The 9,541-nt window shown below is 63.1% G+C and carries 14 protein-coding genes; 6 read left to right on the top strand and 8 right to left on the bottom strand.

Annotated features, from left to right (window positions below; all coding sequences use genetic code 11):
* The first annotated feature begins 2 nt into the window (after positions 1-2).
* A complete protein-coding gene (locus ACFLEY_RS01050; protein ID WP_060909693.1) occupies positions 3-662 on the top strand; it encodes an HAD family hydrolase in 660 nt (219 codons plus the stop codon).
* A 22-nt stretch (positions 663-684) separates the two neighbouring features.
* Here ACFLEY_RS01050 and ACFLEY_RS01055 read toward each other — a convergent pair whose 3' ends face one another.
* The 3 genes from ACFLEY_RS01055 to leuD all read right to left on the bottom strand — a co-directional run bounded on the left by ACFLEY_RS01055 (position 685) and on the right by leuD (position 2,820).
* Complete coding sequence (locus ACFLEY_RS01055; protein ID WP_038965082.1) at positions 685-1,104, bottom strand: hypothetical protein; 420 nt, start codon at positions 1,102-1,104, stop codon at positions 685-687.
* Positions 1,105-1,347: 243 nt separating this feature from the next.
* The gene (locus tag ACFLEY_RS01060; protein ID WP_060909694.1) at positions 1,348-2,133 is read right to left on the bottom strand and encodes a hypothetical protein; all 786 of its coding nucleotides are present in this window, start codon (positions 2,131-2,133) and stop codon (positions 1,348-1,350) included.
* Between the two features lie 81 nt (positions 2,134-2,214).
* Positions 2,215-2,820 (bottom strand): 3-isopropylmalate dehydratase small subunit, encoded by a 606-nt coding sequence (gene leuD, locus ACFLEY_RS01065; protein WP_011083326.1) that lies wholly within the window; start codon positions 2,818-2,820, stop codon positions 2,215-2,217.
* Positions 2,821-2,967: 147 nt separating this feature from the next.
* On the opposite strand from leuD, the gene ACFLEY_RS01070 reads away from it, so the two are divergent.
* Both ACFLEY_RS01070 and ACFLEY_RS01075 read left to right on the top strand, forming a co-directional pair.
* Positions 2,968-3,728, top strand: a protein-coding gene (locus ACFLEY_RS01070) for an IS5 family transposase (protein WP_110115998.1) whose coding sequence is annotated in 2 segments (ribosomal slippage) — positions 2,968-3,307 and positions 3,307-3,728 — 762 coding nt in all. Because the reading frame shifts where the segments join, the coding sequence is not laid out codon by codon here.
* Positions 3,729-3,961: 233 nt separating this feature from the next.
* Positions 3,962-5,026: an IS630-like element ISRj1 family transposase gene (locus tag ACFLEY_RS01075; protein WP_026192128.1), complete on the top strand. Its 1,065-nt coding sequence runs from the start codon at positions 3,962-3,964 to the stop codon at positions 5,024-5,026.
* 9 nt (positions 5,027-5,035) lie between these two features.
* Here ACFLEY_RS01075 and ACFLEY_RS01080 read toward each other — a convergent pair whose 3' ends face one another.
* Positions 5,036-5,434, bottom strand: a complete 399-nt coding sequence (locus tag ACFLEY_RS01080) for a metallopeptidase family protein (RefSeq protein ID WP_060909695.1) — start codon at positions 5,432-5,434, stop codon at positions 5,036-5,038.
* A 172-nt stretch (positions 5,435-5,606) separates the two neighbouring features.
* On the opposite strand from ACFLEY_RS01080, the gene ACFLEY_RS01085 reads away from it, so the two are divergent.
* Positions 5,607-5,897, top strand: coding sequence for a hypothetical protein (locus tag ACFLEY_RS01085; RefSeq protein ID WP_028174895.1), 291 nt, complete (start codon positions 5,607-5,609; stop codon positions 5,895-5,897).
* Positions 5,898-5,904: 7 nt separating this feature from the next.
* Here the strand turns inward: ACFLEY_RS01085 and ACFLEY_RS01090 are convergent, their stop codons facing one another.
* Positions 5,905-6,114: a hypothetical protein gene (locus ACFLEY_RS01090; protein WP_171901169.1), complete on the bottom strand. Its 210-nt coding sequence runs from the start codon at positions 6,112-6,114 to the stop codon at positions 5,905-5,907.
* Positions 6,115-6,340: 226 nt separating this feature from the next.
* On the opposite strand from ACFLEY_RS01090, the gene ACFLEY_RS01095 reads away from it, so the two are divergent.
* Positions 6,341-6,622 carry a hypothetical protein gene (locus tag ACFLEY_RS01095; protein WP_249163041.1) on the top strand — a complete coding sequence of 94 codons (282 nt, stop codon included), beginning with the start codon at positions 6,341-6,343 and terminating at the stop codon, positions 6,620-6,622.
* A 4-nt stretch (positions 6,623-6,626) separates the two neighbouring features.
* Here the strand turns inward: ACFLEY_RS01095 and ACFLEY_RS01100 are convergent, their stop codons facing one another.
* The gene (locus ACFLEY_RS01100; protein WP_038965080.1) at positions 6,627-6,926 is read right to left on the bottom strand and encodes a DUF1330 domain-containing protein; all 300 of its coding nucleotides are present in this window, start codon (positions 6,924-6,926) and stop codon (positions 6,627-6,629) included.
* Between the two features lie 187 nt (positions 6,927-7,113).
* Here ACFLEY_RS01100 and ACFLEY_RS01105 point away from each other — a divergent pair, with 187 nt between their 5' ends.
* Positions 7,114-7,656, top strand: a complete 543-nt coding sequence (locus ACFLEY_RS01105) for a hypothetical protein (protein ID WP_060912817.1) — start codon at positions 7,114-7,116, stop codon at positions 7,654-7,656.
* A gap of 116 nt (positions 7,657-7,772) precedes the next feature.
* Here ACFLEY_RS01105 and ACFLEY_RS01110 read toward each other — a convergent pair whose 3' ends face one another.
* Positions 7,773-7,982, bottom strand: a complete 210-nt coding sequence (locus tag ACFLEY_RS01110) for a hypothetical protein (protein ID WP_028174890.1) — start codon at positions 7,980-7,982, stop codon at positions 7,773-7,775.
* A 94-nt stretch (positions 7,983-8,076) separates the two neighbouring features.
* Positions 8,077-9,483: a 3-isopropylmalate dehydratase large subunit gene (leuC, locus tag ACFLEY_RS01115; RefSeq protein WP_211433809.1), complete on the bottom strand. Its 1,407-nt coding sequence runs from the start codon at positions 9,481-9,483 to the stop codon at positions 8,077-8,079.
* Positions 9,484-9,541 lie beyond the last annotated feature (58 nt).

Below are 9,541 nucleotides of genomic sequence, written 5' to 3' on the forward strand. Positions count from 1 at the left end.
GTGTGTCCCCGGCCCGTTCCGTCTTTCTGGATCTCGACGGTACGCTGGTCGATTCGCAGCCGGGCATTGCAGCAAGCTGCTCGGCAGCATTGCGTGTGCTCGGGCATGATCCCGGCAAGGCGCCCGATATAGCGATCGGGCCACCACTCGAAGACATCTTGCGGACGTTGCTGCAGGCATATGGCGACGACCGGATCGACGAAGCCGTTGTCGCCTATCGTCAGCACTATGGTGAAAGCGGCTTGCTCGGAAGCGAGCCCTGTCCTGGAATCAGCGGAGCGCTCCAGGAATTGCGGCAAGCCGGATTGAGGATCTACCTCGCCACATCGAAGCGTGAAGTCTTCGCGCGACGGATCCTGGAGATCCTGAATTTAGCGGCGTATTTCGACGGCATCCACGGCTCGGTGCCGGGCGGCAAGCTCGATCATAAGCCGGAGTTGCTTGCCCATATCCTGTCTGAATGCGGTATCGCCGCCTCGCACAGCCTCATGATCGGCGACCGCCACCACGACATCGCCGGCGCTCACGCGGTCAAGATGCGCGGCCTTGGCGTGCTCTGGGGTTATGGCAACCGGGATGAGCTGGAGGCGGCCGGCGCAGATCAATTGGTGGAGCGGCCAGCTGATCTTGCGCGCACGGTTCTGTCGATGTTGATCGGATGATTTCCGTCGCAATCCGCGCCGCTCAGCGCGGCGCGAGATCTGCGCGGTCGAGCGATTCCAGCGTCGCGGCATTGCCGCAATAACCGTGATAGTTTTCCGCGGCGGTGCCGTCGGCGAGATCGCGGTCGCACTGTCCCTTGTGACCGCAGAGCGAGCAGACCCGCTCCATGTCGCGCAGCAGCAGCGGCTGTGCGCGTCCGAGCCCTTCAGCGCTGATGCCGAGCTGCTCCAGCATCTTCGGCAGCTCATCGGCGGCGTGCTTGCCGTGGCGGACCAGCTCTTCGAGATCATCCGGCGCGATCCTGAGATCGCTCGCGATCCGGTCGAAATCGGCGCGATCGAGCTGCCGCATCTCGTTCATCTCGCGGCGATGCTTCAGCCAGCTCGCAAAGGAGTCGATGAGATCCTGAACGATGGGATAAGGCCTGCTTGCGGTGCTCATGCGAGGCTCCTCTTGGGGTCGTGGAATTGGAGCCAGATTAGGCACAATGATGCAGGAGCGCGTTGCGCTGGATCAAACAGGAAGAGCGGGCTGCGAGGTGGTCAACCTCTCCCGCTTGCGGGAGAGGTCGGCGCGAAGCGCCGGGTGAGGGTTTTCTCCTCTTGGGGGTTCTCGCCTGCGGAGACACCCCCTCCCCAACCCTCTCCCGCAAGCGGGAGAGGGAGCGCACTTCCTGCGCGACAGCTAGCCGAACCGCTCCGTCGCCCAGGCATACAGGCTGCCCGGGATCGGTTTTTCGCTACCGCGGCCCTTGGGCGAGATGTGCAGGCCGATGATCTGGGGGTCGGTGACGAGGCCGAGATAGCTCGAGGGATCAAAGAACAATTTTGGCTCGGCATGCACGGCGTAGAACGACTGCTTCGGCAGCGCGCTCTGCAATTCTCCGGTGCGACGCGCCAGCGCGGTCAGCGCCGCGGGCCCGAAGATCGCAACGCGAATATCGGAGAGGCGGTTCGAGCCGCCGCGCAGGCGGCGCATCATGAAGGTGATGCGATGGCGCACCGACAGCCAGTTCGGCGTCAGCTCCTCCTGCTCCATCAGTTCCTCGAAGGCGGCAACGATGCCGTGCCCGGGCGGCAGGTAGATCACGGAATTGCCGAGCTGGCGCGGCCGCTCCCAGGCGAAGTAGGGCTTTGCCGGATCGATCTCGACAGGCCTTAGGAGCAGCACGTCGGCGTCGAGCCAGAGGCCGAGGCCTTTCGCCATCAGCTTCATGCGGAAGAAGTCGCTGAATTGAAGCGTGGTCCAGTCGCGCCAGCTTCCGTCGGGTTGCGGCGGCCGCAAGCGCTCTGAGAATGCGTGCGGGAGGATCGCTTCGGCCTCGGCATTCTCGATGCCTGCCGGCAGGCCGGGAATGGTGTCGAAACTGTAGACCGTGACCTTGTGACCGGCCGCAAGTTGCGAGCGCAGACAGGTCTGGCGCAGGGCGTCCATCGGGCCGTGCCAGAAGGTGACGATGTCGGGCAGCATGCGCGGAAGCTATAGGGGATAATCAGGGCAAAGAAAAAGCCCCGGCGCAATCAGCACCGGGGCTTGAACCGGATATCGAGATCACGCCCAGGCGCGTTCGCGCTTGAGCTTGTCCTCGTAGGTGTCGATCGAGGCCTTCTTCTCCATGGTGAGACCGATGTCGTCGAGGCCGTTGATCAGGCAGTGCTTGCGGAACGGGTCGATCTCGAACTTGACCTTGCCGCCGTCAGGGCCGCGGATCTCCTGGTTCGGCAGGTCGATCGTCAGCGTCGCGTTGGCGCCGCGCTCGGCGTCGTCGAACAGCTTGTCGAGGTCTTCCTGGGAGACGCGGATCGGCAGAATGCCGTTCTTGAAGCAGTTGTTGTAGAAGATGTCGCCGAACGAGGTCGAGATCACGCAGCGGATGCCGAAGTCGAGCAGCGCCCACGGCGCGTGCTCGCGGCTCGAGCCGCAGCCGAAATTGTCGCCGGCGACCAGCACCTTGGTGTTGCGATAAGCTGGCTGGTTCAGCACGAAGTCCGGATTCTCGCTGCCGTCGTCCTTGTAGCGCTGCTCGGAGAAGAGCCCCTTGCCAAGGCCGGTGCGCTTGATGGTCTTGAGGTACTGCTTCGGAATGATCATGTCGGTGTCGACATTGATGATCTTCAGCGGCGCCGCGACGCCCTCCAGCGTGGTGAACTTGTCCATGGTTGCGCTTTCCCGGGTGGTTCAGGGGGAACAGGTATTTATCGCGATCGGGGTCCGAATCCTAGGCCGAATTCGGCAGATCTAGGGTCTGTACCTAAATAGCGCCACGTGATTCTCTTGCCTACGTGTTGATTCGGGGGCGAGAGAATGCGCGCTGGTTTGTTTTGGCTGAACGACAGGCAATGGGCGCGTATCGAACCGCATCTGCCGAGGGGACTGACGGGGCCGGATCGGGACGACGACCGACGCATCGTCAGCGGCATCATTCACATGCTGCAATCGGGTGCACGATGGCGTGATTGTCCACGTGAATACGGCCCTTACACGACGATCTACAATCGCTTCAATCGCTGGGCCAAGCGAGGACGATGGTGCGCAATCTTCGAAGCGCTGGCCAAGCCTGGCGAAGACGGCGTCGTACTGTCGCTCGACTCGACCTCGATTAAAGCTCACCGGTGTGCCTCCGGCGGAAAAGGGGGGAGCACAATCAAGCAATCGGCCGCTCGCGCGGAGGCCGCACGACAAAAATCCATGCGCTGAGCGATCCGCTCTGCCGGCCGGTCGTCCTGCATCTGACTCCAGGCCAGGATGCCGATATCGCTGCGGCTCCCGATGTCCTGGCGCTCGCGCCACCCATGAGCGTGCTCCTCGCCGACAAAGGGTATGATGGCGACAAGCTTCGCGGCGAAATCATTCGTCGTGGCGCCAAGCCCGTAATCCCCAATAAATCTAACCGTGTCGTCATCCATCGCTTCAACAAACGCGCCTACAAAGGACGAAATGTCATCGAACGCTGCTTTTGCAGGCTCAAGGACTTCCGGCGCATCGCCACGCGATATGACAAGCTCGCCCGTAATTTTTTGGCCGCTGTTCATCTCGCCGCTCTCGTCGCATATTGGCTCAATTGAGTCTGGACCCTAGTCTGCTTGAGGCTCAATTGGTGCGGCATCGGGACTTCACCTCTCCCGCTTGCGGGAGAGGTCGGCGCGAAGCGCCGGGTGAGGGCTCTCTCCCCTTGGGGGTTTTCGATTGTGGAGACACCCTCTCCCCAACCCTCCCCGCAAGCGGGAGAGGGAGCGCACCTTCTGCGGCGATCTAGTACCCACTTTTCTTGGAACGTGAGTCGTGATTCAAGGTCGGGATGATACCCGAAGCAAGAGAAGTCCACCTTTCGAGGAAAGATCGCAAGGTGCTTGAGGCGTGCTGTCGCTCACCGGTGACGTTGCAGCGCGATTTGAAGCGGGCGCGGATAGTTCTGTTGGCGGCGGATGGGCGCAGCACCCGGTCGATCGCCAAGGAAGTTGGGGTCCAGCCGCGGATTGTCAGCCTTTGGCGGCATCGCTATGCCGACCATGGCCTTGAAGGGCTGCAAGACAAGCCGCGGCCTGGCAAGCAGCCGATCTATACGAAGACGACCGACAAGCGGATTCTGAAGCTGCTGGATAAGCCGCCACCGCAAGGGTTTGCGCGCTGGACCGGCCCCCTGCTGGCCGAGGCGCTGGGCGATGTCGATGTCCAATATGTCTGGCGGTTCCTGCGCAGCCACAAGATTGACCTGGTGGCTCGCAAGTCCTGGTGCGAGAGCAACGACCCGAACTTTACGGCCAAAGCCGCCGATGTTGTCGGCCTCTATGTCGCGCCGCCGGCGAAGGCCATTGTGCTGTGCGTGGACGAGAAGCCCTCGATCCAGGCTTTGGAGCGAGCGCAGGGTTATCTGAAGTTGCCCAATGGCCGCGCCTTGACCGGCCAAAGCCACGATTACAAGCGGCATGGCACCACAACATTGTTTGCGGCGCTCGAAGTCGCCACCGGAAAGATCATCGCGACCCATTCAAAACGCCGGCGCCGCGTCGAGTTTCTCGATTTCATGAACAGCGTCACCGCGGCTTTTCCGAACCGCAAGCTTCACGTCATCCTCGACAACCTCAACACCCATAAAAAGAACGAGGACTGGCTCAAGGCCCACCCCAACGTGCAATTTCATTTCACGCCGACAAGTGCGTCATGGCTCAATCAGGTCGAAGTATGGTTTTCCATCTTGCAGGGGCAGTCGCTCAGCGGCACCTCCTTCACGAGCCTCAAGCAGCTTCAGGAACACATCGATGCCTACGTCAACGCATACAACGACAGAGCCGAGCCCTTCGTCTGGACCAAGAAAAAGGTCCGTCAACGCCGTTTCAAAGGCCGCCGTATCACTCAGCTCTGATTCCGGGTACTAGTCTGCTTTGGCCTCAATCGCCGCCATATCGTCGTCCGAGAGGCCGAAATGGTGGCCGATCTCGTGGATCAGGACGTGGCGGACGATATGGCCGAGGCTCTCGTCGTGCTCGGCCCAGTAGTCCAGGATCGGCCGGCGGTAGAGCCAGACCATGTTCGGCAGCCGCGCCACGTCGCCAAAACTCTGCTGGGGCAGGCCGATGCCCTGGAACAGGCCGAGCAGGTCGAACTCGCTCTCGCATTCCATCTCGTCCAGGACCTCCTCGGTGGGGAAGTCGTCGACGCGGATGATCACGCCCTCGCACAGCCCGCGAAACTCCGCCGGCAGGCGCTCGAACACGTCATGGGCCATCGCTTCCATCTCGGCCAACGAGGGCGCTTTCAATTCCGTCCACATGGACCTCTCTTAGCGTGGGTTCCGCGGCGATGCATCCCGCTTTATAGGATCGGGCCAAGAAGGAGCGTTGACGCCGCACGCGAAAACGAGGAGCGTACGGCGCATCAAGGGGTTGGCTCAGGTCAGTGGTGGTGCGATGCGGGCGGGAACAGCAGTTCTGGTTCTACTGTGCATGGGGTTGTTTTCGACTTTTTTTGTCGGCGGCGGAGCCAATGCCCAGACGCAGACGGCCGCCCCTGAAATCCGGCTGGCCCAGGCCGTCTCGCCCGACGCGCCGCCGCCACGCAGGCGCCCTCCGGCGCGCCTGCGTGTCACGCCCTATTACAGCCCGGACGGCGTCTATCCGCGCTACAATCCTGGTCCCGATGCGGTCCGCGAGTGCAACGCGACCTATGTGCAGGAATACCGGCCCAGCGGCACGGTGATCGTGCCGCATATGAGCTGCTACTGGCGCCGAGGCTGACGCGCCCTCAGTTGCCGCGGAGCGCGCCGATCAGGCCGGCGCCGACGACAGCTGCGGACGCGCCATAGACCAGGATCGTCATCACGAGCTGAGCCAGCGGGCTTGCCACGCCGGCCTCGACGCCCGGTCCCTGCGCGGCAATCGCCGAGCTCGCACCGAGTGCAAGGCTCGCTGCGATCACGAGGCGAGATATCCGCAATCCGCTGGAATTCGGCATGACCATCTCCTGCATTCGCTCGACCAGAAGATACGTTCGTCGCTGACGGCCGGTTTTGGCAGCGCCTGAAATGTTGCGCCGGGACTCAGGAACTTGTCGCGCCCTCTGCATTCATGTCCGGGGCGCGTTCATCCATAGCCTATTCAGTCTCAAGGCTCTAGGGTCCGGCCCTAATCCTTGTGTCGTAACGCCTGGTCAGCGCGTGCACCGCAAGAACGAAGCCCGCATGCTGGGCGCGGAGGTCGTCATGACGCGATGGATTGCATTGGCCGTTATCGTTGGGCTCGCCGCCGCCATGCCTCGCGCTTCCGCGGTGCAGAGAATGACGAAGCCGGATGCCTCGGCGGGGATCGCAGTTTTTGATGCGCGACGACACACGCGACATGACGACATTGCGCGGCACTCTGCGTCCCGTGATCCGCGCTACTACGCGCGGCCTGTCTACTACCGTCCCTATCCCTACGGTGTGCCCGCTCCCTTCGTGCTCGGTTTCGGACCGTGGTGGTGACGCGCTAGCCGGCAGGCGCAAATCCCTTCACCAGCAGCACGGTCGCCTGCGCGCCCGCCTTGCGATCGCGCGAGATGTCCTCGTAGTCGGCTGAGTTGGAGAAGGCAACAAACGCGGCTTCATCGGGAAACGACATCATGACAAGTTTGTCATAGGGCCAAGTGCCTTCGAGCACGCGGGGCTGTTCGTCGGCCGCGAGAAGCCGCCCGCTGTACTTCCTGAACACATCGAAGAACCGCGCCTGGTAGCGGTCATAGGCCGCGCGGTCCGTCATCTTTAATTGCGCGATCGCGTAGACAGTCATTGCAAGAATTCCTCCCATCGCGGCACTGCGCCGCGGCGCGTTGCCCGCAACATCGTTCATTCATGACGCGTTCACGTCGCTGTCCCTAATTTAATCTTGGGAGCGACCGCGAATGAACAGCCAAATGAGCAGCGGTGGCGCGAGGCGCTGCGCCGCAATGCCGCTGTCCAGGCTCAGGAGAAATTCGATGCTGAGGATTCTGGGTGTTGGGACAGGCCCGATACGCTTGCTCGGGCTGGCGACCGTTGCCACGCTGATGCTGTCGGCCGGGACGGCGCGCCGCGCCGAGGCGATGACTCCAATCAATCCGACGGCGTTGCCGGCAGCGAAGGCCGCAAGCGACGACCTCGTTACGCAGGTTCGCCACGGCGGCGGGGGACATGGTGGTGGCGGACATTTTCACGGCGGCGGCGGCGGTGGCTTCCGCGGTGGCGGAGGACATTTTGGCGGCTTCCATGGCGGCGGCTTCCGCGCCGCGCCGGCCTTTCACGGCGGCGGCATTCGCTACGGCGGAGTTCACCACTATGGCGGCGGCGGATTCCATCGCTACGGAGTCTATCGCCCGCATTACGGCTATCGCCACTTCCACCGGCGCTATTATTACGGCGGCTACTATCCCTACTACCACTATCCGCGCCGCTGCCGGATCATCTGGACCTATTACGGCCCGCGCCGCATCTGCCGCTGGCACCATTGGCATCGCTGGCACTATCCGTACCGCTATTGGTGATGTGAGTTAGCGCCGTCATTCCGGGATGGCGCGTCAGCGCCAGACCCGGAATCTCGAGATTCCGGGTTCGCCCTATGGGCGCCCCGGAATGACTGCGGATAGTGGCGCTCTTTGATTCAGAGCCAATCCTTCAGCTTCCACGACGAAGCCTTCCACCGCATCAGGTTCTCGAGCTTCCACTGCTTGAACATCGCCGGCGGCCAGCGGCTGAGCTTTGAGGTCTCCTCGACCTCCGGCTTGGCGACGATGCGCAAGGGTGTCGCGCGCCGCCGGTGCTGGCGGGTCGCCTCGCTGATCAGATCGACATATTCAGGCTTGTTGGCCATCAGGCGTGTCCTCGCGAAGTCGTCGCGAGGACGCAGTGTCGGCGCTGGCGATTAACGGCGGTTTGCCGCTTTAGCTCAAATTGCGGGGAGCGGCTTAGCGCCACTCCCTGACGTCGACGAAGTGACCCGCGATCGCAGCTGCCGCCGCCATCGCCGGCGACACCAGATGCGTGCGGCCCTTGAAGCCCTGGCGGCCCTCGAAATTGCGGTTCGAGGTCGAGGCGCAGCGCTCTTCCGGCTTCAGCTTGTCCGGGTTCATGGCCAGGCACATCGAGCAACCCGGCTCGCGCCATTCGAAGCCGGCCTTGATGAAGATCTTGTCCAGACCCTCGGCCTCGGCCTGCTCCTTCACGATGCCGGAGCCCGGCACCACCATGGCGTTGACGCTGGCGGAGACCTGCTTGCCTTCTGCGATCTTGGCGGCGGCGCGCAGATCCTCGATGCGGCCGTTGGTGCAGGAGCCGATGAAGACGCGATCGAGCTTGATGTCGGTGATCTTGGTCCCCGCCGTCAGGCCCATGTACTTCAAGGCGCGGTGCTTGGAGAGACGCTTGGCCTCGTCCGCGATCTTGTCGGGGTCCGGGACGACGCCGGTCACCGAGATGACATCTTCGGGCGAGGTGCCCCAGGTCACGATCGGCGGCAGCTTGGCCGCGTCGAGCCGCAGCTCGTGGTCGAAATGCGCGCCGTCGTCGGAGCGCAGTTTCTCCCAATAGCGCATCGCCGCGTCCCAGGCCGCGCCCTTCGGCGCCTTGGGGCGGTCGCGCAGGAAGTCGTAGGCTTTCTGGTCGGGCGCGACGAGGCCGGCGCGGGCGCCGCCTTCGATCGACATGTTGCAGACCGTCATGCGGCCTTCCATGCTGAGCGCGCGGATCGCGTCGCCGGCGTATTCCAGCACGTAGCCGGTGCCGCCCGCGGTGCCGATCTCGCCGATGATGGCGAGGATGATGTCCTTGCCGGTCACGCCGTCAGGCAATTTGCCGTCGACGGTGACGCGCATGTTCTTGGCCTTCTTCTGGATCAGCGTCTGCGTCGCCAGCACGTGCTCGACCTCGGAGGTGCCGATGCCGTGCGCGAGCGCGCCGAACGCGCCATGCGTCGAGGTGTGGCTGTCACCGCAGACGATGGTGGTGCCGGGCAGGGTGAAGCCCTGCTCGGGGCCGATGACGTGGACGATGCCCTGGCGCTTGTCGAACTCGTTGTAATATTCGATGCCGAATTCCCTGGCATTGTCGGCCAGCGCCTTGATCTGCTCGATGCTCTCCGGATCCGGATTCGGCTTGGTGCGGTCGGTGGTCGGCACGTTGTGGTCGACGACGGCGAGCGTCTTCTCGGGCGCGTGGACCTTGCGTCCGGTCGCGCGCAGGCCTTCGAACGCCTGCGGCGAGGTCACCTCGTGCACCAGATGGCGGTCGATATAGAGCAGGCAGGTGCCATCGTCGGCTTCGTGCACCAGATGGTCGTTCCAGATCTTGTCGTACAGGGTGGTCGGCTTGGACATGAGCTTGAGCTCCGGGAATGTTGTGTCAGCGGATATGCGCGGATGGCGCGCGGGCAAC

It is taken from the genome of Bradyrhizobium sp. YCK136, assembly GCF_044570075.1.
In the GTDB taxonomy this organism is placed as follows: Bacteria; Pseudomonadota; Alphaproteobacteria; order Rhizobiales; family Xanthobacteraceae; genus Bradyrhizobium; species Bradyrhizobium diazoefficiens.

Coding starts and splice junctions, on each gene's coding strand:
- ACFLEY_RS01055 (WP_038965082.1), bottom strand. CDS start 1,104: ATGAGCACCGCAAGCAGGCCTTATCCCATCGTTCAGGATCTCATCGAC.
- ACFLEY_RS01060 (WP_060909694.1), bottom strand. CDS start 2,133: ATGCTGCCCGACATCGTCACCTTCTGGCACGGCCCGATGGACGCCCTG.
- leuD (WP_011083326.1), bottom strand. CDS start 2,820: ATGGACAAGTTCACCACGCTGGAGGGCGTCGCGGCGCCGCTGAAGATC.
- ACFLEY_RS01075 (WP_026192128.1), top strand. CDS start 3,962: ATGATACCCGAAGCAAGAGAAGTCCACCTTTCGAGGAAAGATCGCAAG.
- ACFLEY_RS01080 (WP_060909695.1), bottom strand. CDS start 5,434: ATGTGGACGGAATTGAAAGCGCCCTCGTTGGCCGAGATGGAAGCGATG.
- ACFLEY_RS01085 (WP_028174895.1), top strand. CDS start 5,607: ATGGGGTTGTTTTCGACTTTTTTTGTCGGCGGCGGAGCCAATGCCCAG.
- ACFLEY_RS01090 (WP_171901169.1), bottom strand. CDS start 6,114: ATGCCGAATTCCAGCGGATTGCGGATATCTCGCCTCGTGATCGCAGCG.
- ACFLEY_RS01095 (WP_249163041.1), top strand. CDS start 6,341: ATGCTGGGCGCGGAGGTCGTCATGACGCGATGGATTGCATTGGCCGTT.
- ACFLEY_RS01100 (WP_038965080.1), bottom strand. CDS start 6,926: ATGACTGTCTACGCGATCGCGCAATTAAAGATGACGGACCGCGCGGCC.
- ACFLEY_RS01105 (WP_060912817.1), top strand. CDS start 7,114: ATGCTGAGGATTCTGGGTGTTGGGACAGGCCCGATACGCTTGCTCGGG.
- ACFLEY_RS01110 (WP_028174890.1), bottom strand. CDS start 7,982: ATGGCCAACAAGCCTGAATATGTCGATCTGATCAGCGAGGCGACCCGC.
- leuC (WP_211433809.1), bottom strand. CDS start 9,483: ATGTCCAAGCCGACCACCCTGTACGACAAGATCTGGAACGACCATCTG.